Annotated in this window: 15 protein-coding genes and 1 pseudogene; 4 read left to right on the top strand and 12 right to left on the bottom strand. The window is 67.7% G+C overall.

The window, feature by feature from the left end; all coding sequences use genetic code 11:
* Window positions 1-38: 38 nt before the first annotated feature.
* Together OH809_RS38485 and OH809_RS38480 are read right to left on the bottom strand one after the other, a co-directional pair.
* Window positions 39-1736 (bottom strand): IS1182 family transposase, encoded by a 1698-nt coding sequence (locus tag OH809_RS38485; RefSeq protein ID WP_406516128.1) that lies wholly within the window; start codon window positions 1734-1736, stop codon window positions 39-41.
* Window positions 1737-1916: 180 nt separating this feature from the next.
* The gene (locus tag OH809_RS38480; RefSeq protein WP_406516127.1) at window positions 1917-2465 is read right to left on the bottom strand and encodes a hypothetical protein; all 549 of its coding nucleotides are present in this window, start codon (window positions 2463-2465) and stop codon (window positions 1917-1919) included.
* A 442-nt stretch (window positions 2466-2907) separates the two neighbouring features.
* On the opposite strand from OH809_RS38480, the gene OH809_RS38475 reads away from it, so the two are divergent.
* A complete protein-coding gene (locus tag OH809_RS38475) occupies window positions 2908-3390 on the top strand; it encodes a hypothetical protein (RefSeq protein ID WP_406416544.1) in 483 nt (160 codons plus the stop codon).
* Between the two features lie 226 nt (window positions 3391-3616).
* Here the strand turns inward: OH809_RS38475 and OH809_RS38470 are convergent, their stop codons facing one another.
* On the bottom strand, window positions 3617-3829 hold the full coding sequence (locus OH809_RS38470; RefSeq protein ID WP_401944576.1) for a hypothetical protein: 213 nt from the start codon (window positions 3827-3829) through the stop codon (window positions 3617-3619).
* Between the two features lie 125 nt (window positions 3830-3954).
* Here OH809_RS38470 and OH809_RS38465 point away from each other — a divergent pair, with 125 nt between their 5' ends.
* A complete protein-coding gene (locus tag OH809_RS38465) occupies window positions 3955-6306 on the top strand; it encodes a helix-turn-helix domain-containing protein (protein ID WP_406416546.1) in 2352 nt (783 codons plus the stop codon).
* Window positions 6307-7202: 896 nt separating this feature from the next.
* Here OH809_RS38465 and OH809_RS38460 read toward each other — a convergent pair.
* The 7 genes from OH809_RS38460 to OH809_RS38430 form a co-directional block, all read right to left on the bottom strand.
* Window positions 7203-7685 carry a DUF6884 domain-containing protein gene (locus OH809_RS38460; protein WP_406416548.1) on the bottom strand — a complete coding sequence of 161 codons (483 nt, stop codon included), beginning with the start codon at window positions 7683-7685 and terminating at the stop codon, window positions 7203-7205.
* Window positions 7686-7790: 105 nt separating this feature from the next.
* Window positions 7791-7967: a hypothetical protein gene (locus OH809_RS38455; RefSeq protein ID WP_406416549.1), complete on the bottom strand. Its 177-nt coding sequence runs from the start codon at window positions 7965-7967 to the stop codon at window positions 7791-7793.
* Between the two features lie 234 nt (window positions 7968-8201).
* On the bottom strand, window positions 8202-8672 hold the full coding sequence (locus OH809_RS38450) for a hypothetical protein (RefSeq protein ID WP_406416551.1): 471 nt from the start codon (window positions 8670-8672) through the stop codon (window positions 8202-8204).
* A gap of 125 nt (window positions 8673-8797) precedes the next feature.
* Complete coding sequence (locus tag OH809_RS38445; protein WP_406416552.1) at window positions 8798-9880, bottom strand: helix-turn-helix domain-containing protein; 1083 nt, start codon at window positions 9878-9880, stop codon at window positions 8798-8800.
* A gap of 313 nt (window positions 9881-10193) precedes the next feature.
* Window positions 10194-10883 (bottom strand): group II intron maturase-specific domain-containing protein, encoded by a 690-nt coding sequence (locus OH809_RS38440; protein ID WP_406516316.1) that lies wholly within the window; start codon window positions 10881-10883, stop codon window positions 10194-10196.
* Between the two features lie 191 nt (window positions 10884-11074).
* A complete protein-coding gene (locus OH809_RS38435; RefSeq protein ID WP_359118443.1) occupies window positions 11075-11497 on the bottom strand; it encodes a DUF2690 domain-containing protein in 423 nt (140 codons plus the stop codon).
* Between the two features lie 315 nt (window positions 11498-11812).
* The gene (locus OH809_RS38430) at window positions 11813-13180 is read right to left on the bottom strand and encodes an IS30 family transposase (RefSeq protein WP_406416556.1); all 1368 of its coding nucleotides are present in this window, start codon (window positions 13178-13180) and stop codon (window positions 11813-11815) included.
* A 310-nt stretch (window positions 13181-13490) separates the two neighbouring features.
* Here OH809_RS38430 and OH809_RS38425 point away from each other — a divergent pair, with 310 nt between their 5' ends.
* Window positions 13491-15206, top strand: a complete 1716-nt coding sequence (locus tag OH809_RS38425; RefSeq protein WP_406416558.1) for a Helicase associated domain protein — start codon at window positions 13491-13493, stop codon at window positions 15204-15206.
* Between the two features lie 186 nt (window positions 15207-15392).
* Here the strand turns inward: OH809_RS38425 and OH809_RS38420 are convergent, their stop codons facing one another.
* The gene (locus OH809_RS38420; protein WP_406416560.1) at window positions 15393-17792 is read right to left on the bottom strand and encodes a 2OG-Fe(II) oxygenase; all 2400 of its coding nucleotides are present in this window, start codon (window positions 17790-17792) and stop codon (window positions 15393-15395) included.
* Window positions 17793-18525: 733 nt separating this feature from the next.
* Here OH809_RS38420 and OH809_RS38415 point away from each other — a divergent pair.
* A complete protein-coding gene (locus OH809_RS38415; RefSeq protein ID WP_406416562.1) occupies window positions 18526-19776 on the top strand; it encodes a Mu transposase C-terminal domain-containing protein in 1251 nt (416 codons plus the stop codon).
* A gap of 139 nt (window positions 19777-19915) precedes the next feature.
* Here the strand turns inward: OH809_RS38415 and OH809_RS38410 are convergent.
* Window positions 19916-20728: pseudogene (locus OH809_RS38410) on the bottom strand (IS701 family transposase); the annotation flags it as partial.
* Window positions 20729-20769: the final 41 nt, after the last annotated feature.

Below are 20769 nucleotides of genomic sequence, written 5' to 3'. Positions count from 1 at the left end.
CTCAGCTTGACTCTGCCGGGAATCTTGGTTGGTCGGGCTCAGCCGCCGAGGGTTCGCCAGGACTTCGGCCGGGGGATTTCGTTCTGATCCAGGAAGGTCTGGAAGGCGGTCGGCGGTCTTGGTGAAGGGGCTTCCTCGGTGACTGACCGGCCGCTGAGGCGTTCAATGTTCACGGCGATGGCTGTGAGTACGTGTTGCAGGTGAGCTTTCGGTTGTCCTCGGTAGCGGCAGCGGCGCATACCGTGTCCGTGGGCAAACTCGTTGATAGTGCTCTCCACTCCGGAGCGGACCGCGTAGCGGGCCTTCCACTCGGGTGTCTGCTGCTCGTTGCGGACACGGACTTGCAGGTCGCGGAGTTCTCGCGGGGGAAAGCCCACGTTCCGGGCGCCCTCGCGGGAACTCGTGCACCGAGGGCGGTCCGGACACGGCTGACACTGGCTCTTGGTGAACCGCGCCACGATCAGGGGTGCCGCGGTGGGCGAGGAGGTCGGGTAGGGGCCGTGCCAGCCCTGGCTGACCTGACCTCGTGGGCAGGTGACCTGTCGGCGGTCGAAGTCGATGTGGAAGTCGTCCCGGCCGAAGCCTTCGTTCCTGCGGTGCTGGCGGGTGGGATTGCCCGGCAGCGGCCCGCTGACGGTGACCTGGTGTTCGCGCTCGGCTCGTTCCAGGTGGACCAGAGAGGTGTAGCCGCCGTCGACCAGGTGCTCCGCGGGCAGCAACCCGCGACGCGCCAGGCGGGTGTGGATGCCGGGCAGGGCCTGGCCGTCGTTCGTGGCGGCCGAGGTGGTGGCCACGTCCGTGATCACGTTGGCGCTGTCGGAGGCACACGTCTCGGTGACATGCGCGGCGAACCCCTTCCAGCTGATGATGTGCCCGTGACGGACGTAACGCGCCGTGGTGTCGTAGGGGGAGACGATCGCCGAGGAGGAGGGCGGCAGACCGCCGTCATCGGCGGTGCGCCAGCGCAGGCGGCCTGCCGTGTCACGGTAGTAGTTCTGCACGACGATCTGCCGCAGCGCCTCGGCCTGTGGGCCGGGCCGGAAACCCGGTCCGTGCCGGTGGAGACGTTCCAGCAGTCGGCAGGCGTCGTCGCCGGCGGCGAGGATCCTGGTCTTGGGCCGTGTGGGGTTCTTGCCCAGACGGACCGGACGGCCGTAGCGGCGCCCCCAGTCCTCGTCGACCAGGCCGGTCAACAGGTGCGAAGCGGTGCGGGCCACTTCTTCCAGCGCGGCACGGACAGCCTCGGTGACCAGTTCCAGCCGGGTCAGGTCGCGCACCGCGGCCAGGACGTGGGTGGAGTCGGTGCGCTGCGTGGTGCGCTCGCGCACGAGTCCGGCCTCCTTCAGGCGCGCGAGCGCCAGATCGAGAAGGCGGTCGGCCCGGTCGTCCTGGGCGAGGCGCTCGCGGAAGTCGGCCAGCACGCTGTGGTGGAAGCCGGGATAATCCAGCTCCATGGCCAGGGCGTACTTGAAATCGATGCGGCAGCGGACCGCTTCCGCTGCCTGCCGGTCCGACAGGCCGAGCAGGAACTGCAGCACACAGACGGTGGCCAATTGGGCAGGCGAGATGCCGGGGCGTCCATCGCGCGGGTACCAGCCCGCGAAGTCCTCGTCGCACCACAGCCCGTCCAGCCGGTCTCTCACCCACATCGCCGTCGTACCGCCCGGGTTGCTCGCCCGCGCGATCTGCGCGGTCAGAGACGGGACTTGCTCACCGGAACGGGGACGGAGCGACAACGGACACCTCGACAACTGCATCGGCCTTCGAAACAGCCACGAGCATGCCCGCTGATCAGGCTGGCGCACCGGGAAACTCCAAGATCCCCGACAGAGTCAAGCTCAGGGCACATGCGGCAACCAGGTGCGCCGCGGCACTACCAAATACCCTTGGATCGCCATTAAAAACTATGCCAAACCCTAAGGGCGACGGCCCCCGAGAAGCCGATTCTGCTCGCGTTTGAGATCACGAAAGGACTTACGCACGTAGCGTGATATTTCCAGGCGCGGGTAGGGGATCGCGGAAAAGTTCTCTCGATAATCACCCTCACCCCATCGAGCGGCGGTGATTTCATAGCCCGCAGCGTGAGCGCAGAGCTGGATCAGAGCCGGTGGCATTTCGGCCTCAATGATCAGATCAGCCTTGCTGACCACCATCTCTCGCATCTTCTTGATGTTGGGGATGAATACCGTGGAAAGCCAGATCCTCCACTCCGCAAGCTCTTGGTCGGTTGGGGTCCCATCGTGATCGAAAGGTGATTGCCCGTCAGGGCGGCTATGACGTTCTGAGAACGCTGCGTAGGACAGGAGCCCTACCTCCTCCATCGCGAGCAGAGGCCCATAAAACTCGGCGAGTTGCCTGGTTATGCGCACAAGGCGCTCTTGGCGCTGTGCGAGGCGTAATCCATTGAGATACGTGGCTATGTAACCTGCCAGTGCGATCGAGACGGTTATGAGCGCTGCAATCATGGCTGCCCTTCGCCGGAGTAAGCGACCGTCGGAGTCGAATTCTCACTTTCGGATTGATCTTTGCGCGTTCGCCGCCTTGGCATAGCGGCCTCTCGGTTCTACTACGCCAAGAAGATCACCAAGCTGGTGCCACGGCGTCTCGCTGGATTGGCGTCCTGGAGAACGTATACCGAGCACTTCCTCGCCTGGACAGACCCAGGCGACGCCTAGCGGTGGGTCCAGGAGGGGCGAACCCCGCCGCCATCAGTTGCTGTGTCCAGACGGCAGCGCCGATCTGGCGACGCACACCCACTGGGCACGATCGCCTGGTGCACCTTGGTTCGCTGCGGACGCCTCAGGACTGAGTCTCGGTCACTTCAGCGCACTTCACACACGGCTTTGACAGTGAAATCGACCGAAAAGCGGCTCGCGTGTTTAATCACAAATATGATGGCCTGTCACTATGGAGGGGATCATCGCGGGTGCCTTGGCCGTCATGGGTACCTTGCTGGGCGCTGTGATAGCGCATCGTTTCCAGGAAAAGGCCGCGAACCGAGCCGAGGGTCGCGCCCGTACCCATCTCCAGCAAGAGCGGCTGTTTGACACTTGCGCCAACTTCATCAGACTCGCTGAGGATTACCGCCGCGCCCAGTACGACCGCTGGTCGTGCTGGGACGAGGCTCCTGACGGTGAAACAGCCGCCGCTGCCCGAACCGAGTCCTACCGGCTCTATGTCGAAACCCGTAGCAGCGCCAGCTACATCAAACTTGCTAGCAGCCGGACGGACGTGCAACAGCTCGCCGATCAGGCCAACATGGTGCTGGAGCTGACCAGCGCGATCATACGGACCAATGACAGGGCCGACATGCTCAAGCGCGGCGAGAGGGCCCAGGAAGCCTGCGACGCCTTCGTCGCCAAGGCCAACGCCGTATTGCACGCCGCATAGCTGAGCCTGCTCACATGTCCTTCGCTGAGCACGTCAACAAGTACGCCGCAGACATCTGCTCTCAGCGTCACTACTACGGCAGTCAGGTTGCGCAGAAACACGTTCGGCCTTCGGCGATCGGTGCGGTGCAGGGAGCGCACCGTAAACGATCCGCTTTACATCGATGTGTGTCTGTGACGGTGGCTCTTCGCCCTGACGGGCCTTCGTCAGCGGGCGAAGCGCGTCGTCAAAGCCGCCCGGCCGTGATCGCGAAGGTCAGCAGTGCCAGGGACAGGGTGGCACTGCCGGCGAAGGCTACGGCACCGCGCAGCAGGGCGGTGGCATAGGTTGCTCCGTCGATCCGAGCAAGCAGGCCAGCCGCTGCTCCTACGAGCGTGCAGAAGAGCGTGAGGACCGTCAGGAGCAGGGCCAGGAGCATCAGGTGTGTGGGTGAGGTCATGTTTTCTTCCCGAGTTGATCGGACGGTGGTGACTTCGGTGAATTTCGCGGTTTTGGTGTTCACCAGGGTTCGGGCCGAACAAAGTTGAATGAAGACGGTCGCCCGAGGGACGGAGTAGACAGGACGTGGAGGAAGTGCACGAAGATCCGTTGTCGGATCTCGGGCTACGGCTGCGCACGCTCAAGGCGCAGCGTGGTCTGCAGGTAAGTGGGCTGCAGGTGCGGTCCGGGTTGGGGCGGACAACGGTCAGCCAGGCGCTGAACGGCAAGGCGGTGCCGTCCGAGGCCACGCTGGTGGCCCTCGCCAAGGCGTTGAGCACAGATGTGAGGCCGTTACTGGCGCTACGCCAGGCCGCTGTGCAGCGGTCTGTTGGCCAGGCTCGGGTTGACGCTCGCGAGTGGCCGGGGTGGCTGGTGCGCGACGTCCGTGATCCTTTCGACCTGGAGGTCCAGCGGGCGATCGACGTCTCCGGCGATGACGGATCCAGCCCTTTGCCGGTGCTGCCGGTCTACGTAGAGCGCGAACACGATGCGCTGCTGCATGAGTCGGTTCTCGGCGCCTTGGATGGGCGCAGCGCGTTGGTGACATTGATTGGCGGTTCTTCCACCGGAAAGACCCGAGCCTGCTGGGAGGCGGTCCGACTCCTGCCGGACGAGTGGCGCTTGTGGCATCCGATCGCGCCAAGCCACGCTGATGCGGTGCTCACGGGCCTGCCAGAGGTCGAGCCGCGCACCGTGCTCTGGCTCAACGAGATCCAGCAGTATCTGCTGACCAGCGACCCGGCCGTCGGCGAGCGGGTCGCTGCCGGCTTGCGTGAACTGCTGCGTACGCCCGGGCGCGGTCCCGTCCTCGCGCTCGCCACCACCAATCTGGATGACTGGGACCGCCTCACCGCCACTTCTCCGCCCCACGATGGCTACCCCCAGGCCCGGGCACTGCTCACCGGAGTCGGCGTCCGCGCGCGGATCCCGGACCAGTTCGTCTGTGATCCCGCGGCCCTTGAGGAGGCGGCCCAGGCCGACCCGCGCGTCGCCGAGGCCTCCGCAGTCGCCATTGACGGGCGGCTCACCCAGTACCTCGCGGGCGTGCCGGCACTCCTGGAGCGCGTCGAGCACGCCTCCCCGATGGCCCGGTGTCTCATCATCGCCGCGGTGCAGTTGCGCCGCCTCGGCCACGGCCCGATGCTGCCCTTGCGTGGGCTGGAAGCCACTGCGGCTTCTCTCGCCCCTGACCACGTGTGGGATGAACACGCTCGCCCTGGGTGGTTCGAGAGCGCCCTGGAGTACCTTTCCGCCCCGTGCCGGGGCGTCCCCGGCCCCCTGAGCCCGGTCCGACCCAGGCCCGGCACTCCCCCACCGGACCGGCCGCTCTACCGGCTGTCCGACTATCTCTTCGAAATCGGCCGCTACGAGCTCCGCCACGACTGCCCGCCCGCGCCGTTCTGGGCAGCCGCCCTGCAGCATGCCGGCACCGACGAGGACCGTCTGGCCCTCGCCCGGTCCGCGTACGAGCGAGGGCGGGTACGCGTGTCCGCTTCGGTCTCAGATGGCAGGGATTTGTTCGGTCTGTACGACCGCGGCTCCTCCTACCTGCTGGGGCAGGAGGCTGACAGGGCGCGTGCGGAGAGCGCTCTGGCCACGATTGGCGAGCAGCGAGCGTCCGGGGAACTCCAGCGCAATGCCGTCCTCGCCTACTTCTACCGGCGCCAGGAAGCACACCATCTCACGGAAATTGGCGAGCTCGAGCGGGCCGCGGCCGTCTGGCGGGAGCTCGCAGACCGGGGGCACCGGGATGCCTTCGTGCACGTCGGGCGCCATCACCTGGAGCTCGGCCAGCGGACGGAGGCCGAGCGGTGGTTCCGGCGGGGTGCCGAGGCCGGTGAGGATAACGCCATGCAGGCGCTGGTGTTCATGCTCGCCGAGGACGGGTTGTTCGAGGAGGCCGCCGCGTGGACCGAACGGATCGCGAGGAGCGGGAGCGGGGATATCTACGCCTATTCCCGGCTGGCCTACCGCTATGAGCGGGCAGGCAATCTCACGCAGGCCAAGATCTACTTCCGTGAGGCGATCGACGCCGGGCTCGTGGACTGCTACCAGGACCTGGTCCAGCTGCACTACCAGGAAGGTGACATCGAAGGGGCCCGCCGCCTGTACGCGGAGGGGATCGAGGCGGGCGAGACCACAGGCCCCATGATGCGGGCCGAGAAGCACGGAGAACACGCCGAGGCCGACGAACTTGCTTTCACCGCCCGGGACCACGGCCGCACCATGGAGCCACTGCGGCTCCTGCTGTTGCATCGGCTGCAGCAGCCGGACACGGTCGCCCTCGGAACGGCCCTCGCGCGCACAGCGATCGACGCAGGCGAGGCCTTCATCGTCAAGGCGGTGGCCAGCGAGCTCTCGGTGGCCGGACACCACCGTGCTGGCGAAGCCCTGCAGGGCGTCTTCGATGCGGTCGACGAAAGCGTGGACCAGTGAGAGCGCGCGCTGCGAGCTCAACTCCGGCCGGTCTCCCGGCGGGCCTCGGGTGGTCCGACGTCGTCTGACCCAGTTCGGAAGGTCATGCCTGCTGGGCCTACTGGGTACGGCGGTTGGTTCCGAGCAATGCTCAGGACTTGTGGATCAGCTCCCCGGGAGCGTGCGAAGGGCGCACCTTCCCGGGTGATTGATCGACCAGTCACCGAGTAGGCCCGCGTTCGCAGCGCGGGTCGGGAAGGCACGCCCGTGCTGAGCGTAGTGAACGCCGACAGCTCGACCGAGATCGGCTCCCTCGGGAGGCCAAACGCTGTCTGAAGCGCCGTCTCGCCGATCACGTATGGCGCATCATGATCGCAGACGAGCGAATGTCCAAGCACCCACTGCCTCAAGCGACTTGACAAGACACAGAGGCACCCCGGTCGTCGATCCAAGCCAGAACCCAGCGCCAGGTGTCGTCCTCGTCGTCCGGGACGTCGTCGGGACCGGCCGCCAAGGTGACGTAACGGAGTCCAGCCGTCCAGGTACCGCCCCAGATCGCCGCCATAGACGGTGCGGTCGCGGCCCTCGACCGTCAGGACATGGCGCCCGGGCTGCTCGCCCGGACGCAGCGTGGCAGTGGTGGTACGGCGCGGGTCGGTCTGCTCCCGGGCGAGGTTGAGGGCGGCGTGATAGCCGAGGCCCCGTTCGGTCTGCAGCGCTCGAGCTCGCTTCTGCAGGGCGGTGCGCTTGGTCACGATCGTCTCCCGACCGGCCGGTCCCCACGCCACCCGCCGAAAGCGGTGGATCGTTCAGCGTCTTTGTGCTCGTGTGCCGGATCCCGCGGGACCTTCTCCCAGCGACTGGCGGCGTGGGCGCCGGTCGGGCGGATGGGCGGTCGGCTCGCCAGGGTCAGCATCTTAGCGGGCGGCGGATGGACGGGCGGGCGAACTCGTGCCGTCGGCGAACTCTTGTGCCAGGAGCAGCGGTTGCTCGGCGGCGGCGATGCGGGACTGCCGATGGCGCTGCTGGCCGATGCCGCGGCAGCCGGCCAGGGGGCGCAGGACGTCCGGCCGGACGGCGGCGACGGCATCGACGTAGGCGCGGCCGCCGAGGGCGATCAGCTGTCGGGCGTGGTGGAGGCCGAGGTGTTCGGCCTGGGCGCGCAGTTGGTCGGGCTGGACGCTGCCGGGCTCGCCCATGCGCAGCTCGTACGGGGCCAGGGGCTCGTCGAGCGTCACGAAGCCGTGGGCCGCGGAGAGGACCAGGACGGTGCCGGTGCCGCTGGCGATGGCGTGGGCGGCCCGGCGGCACAGCCGGTGGAACGATCCGACGTAGAGGTCCGCGGCCGGGACGGGCGCGGTGATGGAGAGCTTGGCTGCGCTGCACGGCGAAGCGCGCAAGTTCCTGGATTCTGAAAGCGGAGCGGCCTCGAACCCGCCGCAGAAGGTCCATTTCGACCGTCAGTCTGCAGCGGGTTCGAGGCCGCTCTTCGGGGTGTGGCCGGCTCAGCGCGGCACTGCGTCGAGGTAGCGCTTGATGCCGGCGGCGAGCCGCAGCTTGTCCGGGGTACCCGGGAACTCGCGGACGGTCTGCAGGAGTTCGCGCTCGGGCCTGGAGGACGGCACCGAGGTCAAGCTCGGGGTGTTCCTGTCGAACAGCAAAAGCAGGCGCGCGAAGCTCACCGCTGGCAAGCTCAAGCAGCTCGCCGACCTCGGACTGGAGTGGGCGGCGTAGCAGCTGGGGCCTCCAGACGGTGGGAACGAGGACGCAGGCAATTCGCTCAGCTCGCGTGCGGATCCCGTCATCCGATCGGCAGTGCAACCCGTCCGGGTCGACCAAGGCTTCCTGATCGACCCGGCTGTAGCGGCACGCATCCTCCCGTGCCCGGGGAGGCCGGTTACTCTCCGCATGGCTCCTCAGGCGTCGTTGAGTGCCCAGACGCTCCACGGCTCACAGGTTCCCTTGATGCAGTGCTTGATACTGATCCTGCTGCCTTGGTAGCCGTTGTGGACGGTCGAGTTTTCGTAGAAATCCTTGTTGCACACCCCAAAGGTTCGGGTTCCGAGGTCGTTGAAACACTCCCCGTATCGGTAAAGCTCCCACCCCCCATCTTTTTTCTTTATTTCATTGCGCCACTGAACGGACATTCGCATGACTGTGTCCGTCTGAGCGGTGTACACCTGCAGGACGTCCCCGTATTTCTGGAAGCAGGAGAACGCATCGGTCCAGCCCGACAGGCTGACGAGGCTGCAATTCTTTTGCGCGGAGAGGTCAGCTACGTCTTCTTCCCATGTGATTGCGTGAGCGTTCCCGGATGACGCCAGAAGAGCGAACGCTGTAAGCGCCGCCATGCCGAGCGTCCGCCCCTTCGAAAGCCGGTTCCTCATACCTTCACCTTCCTTTTTGACGCGCCCAAATTTGCCTTCTGTGAAACTCTGAGTGTGGTGTAGGGGGTGAGGGCACCTCCGCGCTCCGTGTCACATGTTTCTGGGTGCTCTCGTGGTCTGCGGGGTCATGGCTGGACCCCTCGTGTTTGGCCTGTCGGTCCGTAACCAGGTCCTCCCTCCCAAGCGTGGTGGGTCGAGGAATGGATGTCCTTGTCGGTGAGCGACTGACGATTGACGGCTCGTGCCAATCGGATCTGCAGCGCCTGTTGTCGGTAGTCGCTGGGAGATATGCCGTAGGCGGCCCTGAAGACACGGCTGAAGTGGGCGGGGTTGGGAAGGCCCCAGCGTGTGGCTATGGCTTGGATCGGCCTGGACCCCAAGCTGGCGTCGGTCAGGTCGCGGCGGCAGCGTTCCAGTCGGCACTGGCGTATCCAGTCGGCGACAGATGGCCCTGCCCCTTCGAAAAGCCGATGCAGGTGGCGGGTGGAGATGTGGTGGGCGGCGGCGATGGCGTGGGGGGTGAGTCCGGGGTCACCGAGTCGCTGCTGGATGAAGTCGTGGATCTGCACCTGAAAGGCGGCTGTGCGCGTCTCAGGCGGAAGCGAGCCGGCGGCTTCGAGGTGGTGGGCGCAAAAGGCGGCGAGTAGGTCCAGCGTGATGGTGGCGAGGCGGGTGGCATCGGCTGGCGTGTAGCTGGAGGCGTTCTCCTGCAGTTCGATGAGGTGGCGTGCGAGCAGAGCACCGATTCCCTTTCGTCCCTGTAATCGCACGGCGGTGAGCTGTGCCAGAGCGTTCTGGGAGACCGGGAGAAGCGTCCTTGGTATCTGAAGGAGAAGATGGCCGACGGCGCCTCCTTCGCTGGCTGTCCAGCCGTGGAAAGCCCGCGAAGAGTCGTAGAGCATCAGGTCCCGTGAGCCGGCCACGGTCTCACGGCCTGCCTGGGTCAGCCCGAACGTCCCGTGCAACGCCAGTGACAGCGTGTACAGCTCCGCATCGGACTGCCGGATCAGCTTCGGAGTTCGGCGCGGCTCCACCGGGCTGTAGACCAGTGTGGATACCTGCACGGAGCCGAGGTCGACCAGGTGCACCCTTCCCTGGAAGTCGTCTTGATGCTCGGTGCGGAGATCGGTACGCAGATGGGCACGAGTGATCAAGTCGTACCAGGTCGCCCAGCGGTCCACCTGCGGCAGGTCCCCGGTACTGAACACCGTCTCGATCATTTACCGCCCCGTTCGGTCAACTGCATCTCTGCCTACGGCTGGCGAAGCACGCTGTCGGGCTCCAGCATGCGAAACCCTTTCGACCGCAAACTGAATGTCTGATCCAGATACCTCGAAGCAGTCCTCCTGTGGCCAGATACGGCGTAATTCACGCGCCCCGAGAGACCGCGCGGCGAGTGATGCCAAGCTGACTGCTGAGTAGGGTCGGGGACTGGCGCGGTGGCCTGTAAGGGCTCCGTTTCCAGCCCCCGCCCGTCAATCCGTGCATGCGCTTCTCGCGCACACGGCTTACCGACATCGTTCACCGGCTGGCATGCGCTGCCACCCTGTGTACGTTCCCGGACAGGCGGAACACCCCGCGCCGGTTGAACCACGCGCCGTCATGGCGCTGGCCCCAACGGCGGCCGGGGATGTTGCGCTTGCGATTGTCGAAGATCGCGAGCCGCTCGTGGACGTAGCTGTCGATCGTGGAGAACTTTCCGGCCGAGTTACCCCAGCGGAAGTACGCTGCCCAGCCCCGCAGCACGGGGTTGAGGTCGGCGACCACGGGCGCCAGCGGCCGTCCCACCCGGCGGCGGTCGGTGGCCGCGCGGATCTTGTCCCGCAGCACCCCCATCGCCCGCTTGGACGGCCAGCGTTGCAGGTGGAACCTGCCCCGCCGACGCCACGACTCCACCTTGCGGTGGTGGAAGCCGAGGAAATCGAAGCCCTGCCCGCCCCTGGCGAGGTGGCCGGTCTTGTCCGGGTGCAGCCGCAACCCAAGCGAGGCCAGCACCGCGCCCGCCAACTCCCGTGCCTGCTCGACACGTTCCCTGGTCGGGCACAGGATCACGAAATCATCGCAGTACCTCACCAGCACCCCCAGCCGACACCCCTCGCCCTGCCACGCCTCGTCGAGGACGTGCAGCGCGATATTCGCCAGCAACAGTGAGATCGGTGAGCCCTGTGGGGTTCCTACTCCTGGTGAGCCACTCGCCCCGTCCTCCAGCACCCCAGCCTTCAGCCACACCCGGATCAGGTCGAACCATCCACGACGCGCCGAGCCACCTGGGCCACGAGGGCGTCATGCCGGATCGATCCGAAACAGTCGCGGATATCGGCCTCCAGCACCCACTCCCGGCCCCGGTTCGCCTCCACGCGCACGCTCTCGCACGCGTCGATCGTTCGGCGTCAGCCGGCGGCTCAGTATGAGCCTGTGCAGGCCAGCAGTACGGTCTCGTTGCGGAAGCCGCAGGCGTATGAGGTGATGCCCGCGTCGTTGACCATCACCGTGTGCTGGTCACTACCGGAGTTGACGCGGCGTTCGCGGTAGGTACCGCTTGAGTTGCTCACGGAGATCCAGTCGCCCACGCTGGCACCGAGGATCTTGCCCCAGGCGGCGCGGCACGACGGGCTGTAGCGGAGCTGGATCGTGCGTCCTCCGGAGGTCACCTGCTTGGCCGTGATGGCGTCATTGGCGCACGTTGTGCCGTTGGGCTCGATGCCGGTACACGAGGAGCCATAGCAGGTGCCGGCTGCTGCCGCGTGGGCAGTCGGGGCGGTGAAGGCGATCGTCCCGCACAGCAGCGCGGCAGAGGAGAGCCCGACTGCGAATCGTCTGTTCAACGTTCCCCCTGGAAGCAAGAGGCTCTGCCTGGCCGACAGCGCCTTAAGTGTCATGGACACTAACGGGCGCAACAATGCACTCCCAACGTTCGTTCAGGACATATGGAGCAACTTCCCCCAAGACGCACCACTGCTGCTCAGGCGGCGTGTGACAGCGAGGGGAGGCACCCGGCGGAAGCGCGACACCCGTCTCGCAGACCCCGCCAACCGGCCAGTTGCCCGTAAGACGCCCTCAGAACGGAATTTGAAGAAGACATGACCAAAAGTTGCCTTGTAGCGTGCCCGGGTTCAAGGAGTCGTCGCAACACTTCCGTTTTATGTTGATAGTAGATGACTGTTGAGAGTCTCGGAGGGTGTCCTCCAGCCCAGGGTTTTGCGGGGGCGGCCGTTGAGGGCAGCTGCGACGGCAGCGAGATCCTCGCGGGTGTGTCTGCTGAGGTCGGTGCCCTTCGGGAAGTACTGCCGTAGCAGCCCGTTGGTGTTCTCATTCGTGCCGCGCTGCCAGGGGCTGTGCGGGTCGGCGAAGTAGATCTCCAGGCCGGTGTCGATGCGGAGTTCGGCGTGCTGCGCCATTTCCGAACCCTGGTCCCAGGTAAGGGACTTGCGTAGTTGGGCGGGTAGGCGGGTGATCGCTTCCGTCAGGGCGTCACGTACGGCTGCGGCTCCGTGGCCGGCCAGTGCGGGGCCGTTCTTGGCCCGTGTGCCGTCGTGGCCGGGCATGGGCGGTAGGTGCAGCAGCATCGTGAACCTGCTGGTGCGTTCGACCAGGGTGCCGATCGCGGAGCTGTTGAGGCCGATGATGAGGTCGCCCTCCCAGTGGCCGGGGACCGCCCGGTCCTCCGCCTCGGCCGGCCGCTGACTGATCAGCACGTCCTCGGTGACGAACTTCTTCCCCCGGCCGGCGGTGCGAGCCCGGGGCACCCGCAGCGCACGGCCGGTGCGCAGGCAGGCGACCAGCTCGCGCTTGAGTGCTCCCCGGCCCTGGATATAGAGGGCCTGGTAGATCGCCTCGTGAGAGATGCGCATGGAATCATCATCAGGGAAGTCGACCTTCAGCCGGTGGGAGATCTGCTGCGGACTCCACGAGTTGCCCCAACGGCGGTCCTGGCGCCTCGGCTTGTTCCGTCCCTTCCACGGCGGTGCCGCAGGTCCCGGCGCCGGCATGCCGTCCGGGCGGCGGATCTCTCCGGCCAGGCGGTCCTGGACGTACTCGTGCAGCCGCTCGCTGCAGGCAAGTTTGGACGGCTTCGGCCGCCGCGCGGCCAGCTCGGCCTTCCACTGCGCGATCGACGCCCGGTAGGCGAGTTGTCCGCTGCGGGTGGCCGCATTGCGCCGCAGTTCCCGCGAAACAGTGGACGGGTGCCTGCCCAGCCGACGGGCGATCTCCCGGACCCCGGTGTTCTGAGCCTTCAGCACAGCGATCTCCTCGCGCTCTGCAAAGGAGAGATACCTGCCCGACACCGGGCCCAGCTCGATCGACGGCATACCGCCACGTTCCCGGAACCATCGTGAGCCGACCGGCCCCGACACACCGCACGCGATCGCCGCGTCCTCGCTGGTCAGCCCATCAGCGATCTTCTTCCAGAAGGCACGCTCCACATCCCGGCGGACCGGCGGCCTGCCCGGAGACCGCATCGCCGGGCGCCCCGTCACCGCCGTCGTCCACCCTGCCGGTCGCCCCATCGGACACCTCCATGATCGAGGTGTTGCGACGACCGGTTGAATCCACCATGAACACCAACCAAGCAAAATGACCAACAGCTGCAGGATCGGCTAGCCAGAAAGAAAACAGCAGGCCAGAGCACTCATCAGGCGACAACGAGTGCACGCCATCTCCGTACTCCGCTGAGCGGTCAGCGCCCAAAGGCCACAACCAGCCAACTGATCAGCCCAGTTCACCACTCCACGAACCGATCAAAAGAAACGGGCAGCGACAACCGACACCCAGCTGAAGGCTGCCCAGCTCCTGGGGGCTGAGGGCCGGTCGGACGAGGTGCGCGGGGCACGGCTCGCGGCTCTCCAGACGGCACTGCTGAAGGCGTCCGCCGAGGAGGACTTCCGCAGGACGCTGGTCTTCCACCACCTGGTCAAGGAAGCCGAGGCCTTCGCAGCCGGCCTTCCCGACGTCGCCGCACAACTGCACGCGGACGACCCCCAGCTGTACCCGGGCGCGGTCTGGGCCGACTGGCTCTGCGGCGATCACCCACCGGCCCACCGGCGCCGCGTGCTGGACGAGTTCGCCGGCGGCGCGCACGGCGCGGAGATGGCCAGGCGCTTTTTGGGGTCGGCGAAGGTCCTGGGTGAGGGCGTCGACATCCACAACTGCGACAGCGTGTACTTCGCCGACGTCCGCGGCTCCATGCCCGACCTCGTCCAGGCCGTCGGCCGCGCCCTGCGCATCCAGCCCGGCGAGGGCAAGATGGCCTCACTCGTGGTGCCGATCCTGCTCGGGCCCGGGGAAAGTGCGGACACCATGCTCACAAGCAAGGCCTACGGCGGGCTCGCCAAGCTCCTGGAAGCCCTCAGGGCGCACGACACCCGCATCGTGGAGGCACTACTGGCCGCGCCACAGGCGCCCAGCCACTCCACGGGCGTCCAGAGCCGTGAGGGAGGCCAGGACACAGAGAGCACCGAGGGCGAAGACGGCGTCCTCATCTCGGTGCCGGCACGGGCGCTGCTGAAGTTCAGCACCCCGCGCGATGCGGCCGCCCTCGCCGCGTTCATCAACCTGCGCGTCCTCAACCCCGAGAAAGAGCACTGGCGGCGCGGCGTGGAAGCCGCCGTCCTCTACACCCGGCTCCACGGCCACCTGAAGATCCCGTTCACCTACCGCGTGCCCGACAGCCGGGAGCAGGAGACCGAGGGCCGGAGCGAAAAGCAGAGCGAGGGTGTGCGTGAGAGATGGCCGGTCTCGCTCGCAGGCTTCCCCCTCGGGCAGTGGATCGCCGGCGCCCGCCACCTTCACGCCCGCGGCCGCCTGGAAGCCGAACGCGCCTGGCAGCTGGAGCAGTTGGGCATGGTCTGGTCGCACCGTGACGTCGCGTGGGAGGAAGGGCTCACCGCGGCGCGTGGGTGGGCGAAGGAGAACGGACACCTCCTGGCGCCGCTGGACGCCGTCCACCAGGGCCACAAGACCGGCATCTGGCTGAAGAACGCGCGCGCCGACGCCCGCGCCCAGACGCTGGCCCCCCAGCGGCGCGAGCAACTGGAGGACATCGACCCATCATGGTGCCCCGCCTGGCCCGTGGAATGGCAGCGCGCCTTCCACCTCGTCCGCCAGCACCTGGAAGCCCACCGCGTGCTGCCCACCGCGCCGGGCGAGACCGTGCACCAGGGCGAGGACCTCGGACGCTGGGTCACAGCGCAGCGTCTTGGATGGGACCGGCTCACCGGCGGACAGCAGTGGATGTGCGAGCAGGTCCTCGGGATCGAGTCCGCGGCTGAGGACGAGAAGCCGAAGCCACGCCGCACGCAGAGCGACAAGTGGGCACTGAACTACGCCGCCGCCCGCCAGTACTACGAACGAGAGGGGCACCTTCGGGTGCCCAGGGGACACGTCGAACGGATCGTCACCGGCGACGGCCGCGAGAACCAGGAGGAACGAGACCTCAAGCTGGGATCGTGGATCAGCAACCAGCGCAGCAGGGCCGCCACGCTGCCGCCGGAGCGGGTGCAGCAACTGTCCGAGATCGAAATGCGCTGGCCGTAAGCGGCGCCGGACGGGCAGCGGGGCAGGGCAGGGCAGGGCCAGGGAGGCTCAAACCGACCCGCCGCGTCCAGCCGAAGGCCATCACCCTCGTACCCAAACTGGTTTAGCCATTCAAGCAACGGCATTGCCCGCGCCCTTCGCTCTTCTCGTCATCGCTGTCGGGGAGAGGTACGGATGTGTCACCTCTCAGCCGCACGCCCGGGGCCATTTGTCCCGCAGCCACGCCAGGTCGGTCTCGGCGCGGGTACGGGTCGCCTGTTCACGGGTGAAGACGGCGTCCGTCTTGGTCAGGACCAGAACGTAGGGGCGTCCCTGGCGCCGGGTGGTGTGGGAGACGGGCAGGCCGGCCTGGTCGATGCGGCTGTGGAGGTGGCGGCGTCCGTCCTTCGCGAGCGGCCACTCCATGACGTGGCGGGTACGGGAGGTGAGGAAGGCGTCCAAGTCGGGGCAGAGTCCGCAGGCAGTCCGGCATGTCCCGGCCGGGGTGAGGGACCAGTCGTCGGCCGCGCGTACGGGGCGGGTGAGGGCCGCGGCGAGCCGGTCCTCGCAGTGGTCGGCGAGGGTCTGGAAGGCGCGGGCGGCGGGTGCGCCGTCGCGTATGGTCGTCGGCTGGCGGGCCGCGGTGCGCAGGGCGGGGAGCAGGCATTCCAGGGCGGTGTCCGGCAGGCCGCGCAGCGTGGCGGCGATGGTGTCGGCGGTCTCGGGCCCTGCCGCCTGCAGGACGCGGGCCAGTGATGCGCCGAGCCCCTCCATGCCTGTGCGGCGCTCCGTCTCGCGGCCTACGCCGAGCCAGCTGGTGAGCTGCTGCTCGACTGCTTGCCAGGCACCCTCGGCCAGCGGCGAGGCCATCGCGTCCCCATCGCCGTCGACGGCCCGCAGCGCGGTGCACAGGCCGGGCAGCGATTCGAGCCACGCCGCGCGGCCGGCCCCGGTGTACGCGCCAACCGTGCCGAACCAGCTGCTGACGGCCCCGCGGGCCCACGTCCGTCCGTACCGCGCGGCCGCTGCCGCGAGACCCGGGGCGTGCCGCTCACCCAAGGCCTCCACCCCAAAAGGCGCGAGGAGCATCGTGGCAGTGTCCGCTTCCCGCAGTCCCACCGCGACGGGCAGGGCGGCGGCGAAGAGCGCCGCGGCCGCCTCGCCCGAACCGTGGTGCTTCCAGAACGGGGCGAGCGACTGGGCGAGCGTGCGCGCCCGGTCGAGGTCCCCGGCATCCAGGTGGCCCTGAAGTTCCCGCAGTGCGCCCTCGGAGCCGGCCTCGGCGCGGGCCGTGAACGAGCGCTGCCGGGGCCACAGGACCACGGCGGCCCGCCGGTACCAGCGGTCGAGGGTGTTGCCGTAGTTGCCCATGTAGCCCTCGTACTCGGACTGGTAGGGCGTCAGGTCCTTGTTCTCGGTGGTGGCGCACACCTCGGCGTACGCGACGGGCAGGTTGATCTGCTCGCCGCCGGTGCCGTCCGGGCGGGTCCACCAGCTTAGCGTGATCTCGTCGTCGATCAGCTCGTTCAGTTCGTAGCTGGAGAAGTCGCCGCTGCGGCGGCGCTCGGCACCGGGTTCCCCGTCGGGGTCCAGGAGACATTCACCCTCGCACTCCTCGTCCTCGCAGTCGTCGTAGTGCTCGACCTCGCCGTAGTAGTCGTAGCGGTCGTACGGCGCATGCGCGTCCCAGGTCTCCTTCACCTCGGCCAACGCGAGGACCGCTTCGCAGTCCGTCTCTGCGGCGGCCTGGCGGAGCAGGGCGGTGCGGGTGGCGTCGGCTCCCTTGAGGCGGTCCCAGTCCAGGCCGCGCTGGGTGTACTCGTGGTCGAGGAGGTACACGAGGCGGTTCGGGGGCGCGGCCTTCTGGCGGCCGTAGGCGTAGCGCTCTTCGGCCGGCTCGGTGAAGTGTTCGGTCAAGCAGTGGGCCAGGTCGGCGACCGGGTCCCCGTCGTCCTCGCCAGCCGGGCGGATGCGTTCGGCGAGGAGGTTCATGGTGAGGGTGACGCGGTAGCCGGACTTGACGGGCTTGACCTCGTGCAGGCAGTCCGCGTAGAAGGCGGCGAAGGTCAGCTTCTCCCGGGACGCCTGATGGACGACGCTGCGGCCAGCGTGCGAGACGACGAGTTCGCCGCCGGTGTGGTGCGAGGGCAGCGAGACGACCAGGGTGCCCACCATGGAGTCGTCCTTCTCGGAGTCCTGGTGCGGCAGGAAGAACTGGCCCTTGCCGTAGACGAGCAGTGCGTGCGGCTCGGCACGTAGGACGACGGTGGGCGGCAGACCGAGCGCGGTGCGGACACCGTCGAGGACGCCGTCCAGGGTGCGGTCCCAGTCGGTGCCGCCGAGCGTGATGCGGTCCGGGGTGATCTCCCAGGTGTCGCGGACGCTGGTGTCGGACAGGGTCTGCTCGCCGCGGCCGAAGGATGCCTGCCGGGCCTGCGCGATCAGTTTCTTGGTGACCGGGGCACGCAGCGGCAGCGGCAGTTCCCCCACCCCGTCGACCTCGATGCTCAGCGCGCGGGCCGACATCTCGATACGGGTGCTGAAGTCCCCGCGCCGCTGTGCGTCGCCGAGCAGCTCCGCCAGCTGCTTCCGCGCTCCGTGTCCCATACTGTTTCGTCCCCAGGGGTGCAGCGTGCCGTATGGCCTGTCCCGGAAACCCTAACGCCGCGGGCAGTCCTTGTTCCCGGGCTGTTGGTCATGCGGCGAGGGTGAGTATGTCGCGGTAGCGGATGGTGTGAACCGTAGGTGATCGCGTTGCTGGTGGTAGCGCCAGTAGGCGTCGAGGTCGCTGTCCACGGACAGTGGGACGTCCGGGTGAGCGGAGAGTTGATCTCCTTGTGTGCGGACAGCTCATCTCCTTGTCCGGTATGACTTTTCATCCCTCGGACGGCGGTCAGTTGGACGGGGTGAGAGGCTGGACGCCCTGACCGCGGCCACCACAGACATCAACAGCCTCACCACCCGACGCCACCGCACCCGCCGCTCCCCCGCACGTACCCACACATGACCACGTGCCCATAGACGTGCCTGCACCCGGCCGAACCGTCCGAGCAGCACGCCCCGTACCTGGGTCAGTGACACCGGATACGCACCCCGGCCACAAGACGCGGGCGTCGGCGCCCGTGCAGAGCACCAGATCAACCATGCTGGGCGCCACGTGGAGGCACATCTGTACCGGATGACCATGGCTGCTGTCAGTCTTATGCCGATTCACGTCAGTAGGGTGCCGAAGGGCTGCGATACCTGGGGCCTGGAGGGCAGTTCATGCCGTCCGGTTCTCGTGGGAAGGGCCATGATGCAGGGAAGGCGTGATGGTGATCGCGAAAGCGGTCCGGTGGCCATGTTCCCGCCAGCGTCGGGCCGGGCGGCGGCAATGCCCCGGCTGCTGGACCTCGACAGCCGCGGTGAGCTGAGCGCCGCGCATGTGCGCCTGGTGGCAAAGGCGTTGGGGAAGTCGGAGCGGACAGTGTGGCGGTGGCTGGCCGCTGCCCGCGAGGATCACCGCCTCGCACGGGTGGAGGCGCCCCATTTCACGGTCACCACGGAAGTCCGGCGGCTGCTGGCGCTGTGGGGCGGTAACGCCTCCCGAGTCCACGCCGAGCTGGTACAGCGGGCGGCCGACGATCCGAACGCTCCCGCGGTGCCCTCGCTCTCCACGTTGCACCGGGCGATCCGCCGGGACCTGACCCGCGGCGAGCGGGCCGGGCTGAAGAGCGGGGAAGCCGCCCGCCGTGCTCACGACGTGTTCGGGCAGCGCCCGCCGACGCATCGCAACGCGGCGTGGGAGGGCGACCACAAGCACGTGCCCGTCGAAGTCGATGTAGAAGGCGAGCTGGCCACACCGTGGCTGACCTGGTTCATCGACTGCGCCACCAAGGCGATCACCGGGGCCGCGGTCACCGCGCACGCTCCGAGCCGGGACGCGGTGCTGGCGTCCCTGCGGATCGCGATCACCCGCAGCGAGCCGTTCGGGCCGGTGGGCGGGCTGCCGGGTCAGATCCGGGTCGATCGCGGCAAGGAGTTCCTGTGCGCGACGGTCACCGCGGCGATGGGCGCGCTCGCCGTCCCCGTCACCGATCTGCCCGCCTACACCCCGCACTTGAAGGGCTCGATCGAGGCGTTGAACGACGCGGTGGAGGAGATGTTCCTCGTCTCGCTCCCCCGCTACACCGGCCGCCAGAAACTCACCGGTGGCCGGCTCGCCGACCCCGACGCCCCGCCCCTGACCTACGAGGCGTTCGTGGGGCTGCTGCTGGACTGGGTGACCTGGTGGAACACCCTCCATCGTCCCGCCGCGCTGAACGGGGAAACCCCCCTCCAGGCGTGGCAGTCCGACGCGACACCGCTCACGGATGTGTCCGCCGGGCAGCTGGCGACGTTCGCCCTGGAGGACGACGGCCGCACGTACACGATCAGCACGAGCGGGGTGCGGTGGCGCCGCCGGGACTACCTCGCCCCGTGGATGAACGGCCGTACCGGCACCAAAGTCTCGGTACGGCACCTGCCCCACCACGACGACACCATCGAGGTCTTCGACGCCGCCACCGGCCACCACCTCGGATCGGCGTTCCTGGCCGCCGCCGCGAGCTAGTACTGCAACCGCATTTGGGGGTTGTGGCCTCGACGTTTGTAGTGGGAGCGGCGGGCTCGGGCCTGGCTGCGTCGTCGGAAGCGTGACCAGTGCAGATGGTGCTCGTTGGTCTGGTGACGGGGCTTGACGAGGTGGCCCATCAACCGGCGGATCTCCGGGACGCTGAGGGGTATGAGGTCTTGCTCGTCGTCTGCGGTGCCCCTTTTGCGGCTTCTGCGGCGCGGACGGCAGCCAGGTAGGCGAGTGCGGCCATGGCCAGGGTGATGTGCCGGTACCACGCCCGGTAGAGCCTGACCTGGTAGTGGTCCAGGCCGCACTCGCCCTTCGCGGTCTGGAAGCACTCCTCCACTGCCCACCTCGTGGCGGCCACCCTGACCAGGTCTTTCAGCCGGGAGATGGCCGGTCCGTAGCAGACGTAGTAAGCGATCTCGGTGGGGTCGCTGACACTGCGGCGGGCCAGGACCCAGTGCCCGAATCCCTCTTCCCAGCAGGGGCGGATTGCGACGCGGGCCCAGTCGTAGATCCGTTCCCCGTGCGCGCCCTGCCCGCCCGACAGACGCTTCCAGCGTTGCTGTGGCAGCGCGGCGATGAGGTCGTCGACGCGCGACTCGGCCCAACTGGTGGTGATCACGGTGTCGTTGACCTTGGTGGCCAGGACATGCGCGATCTTGCGTTCCTCCAGCCAGGCCCGCGTGTGCTTGACCTGCCCGTATGCCTCGTCCGCGGTCACCCAGGAGAACGGAACGCCGGCGTCGATGGCGCGTTGCAGCATCTGCCGGAAGTGCTCGTTCTTGGTCGCGAAGGGTACCTCGTCGTCGATCCCGGCAGCGCGGCAGCGGTCCCGGTCATCGGTCCAGGAAGACGGCAGGTAGAGCTCCCGGTCGATCAGGGCTCGCCCCTTCGCCGAGGCGTAGGCCAGGAAGGTCCCGATCTGGCAGTTCTCGGTCCGGCCCGGGACTTGCAATTGAATAACTGTCAGATTTGATCTGAAGC

This window comes from Streptomyces sp. NBC_00873, assembly GCF_045207415.1.
Taxonomy (GTDB): Bacteria; Actinomycetota; Actinomycetes; order Streptomycetales; family Streptomycetaceae; genus Streptomyces.
Note: the sequence above shows the minus strand (reverse complement) of the source record. Positions and strands in the feature narration are given on the sequence as shown.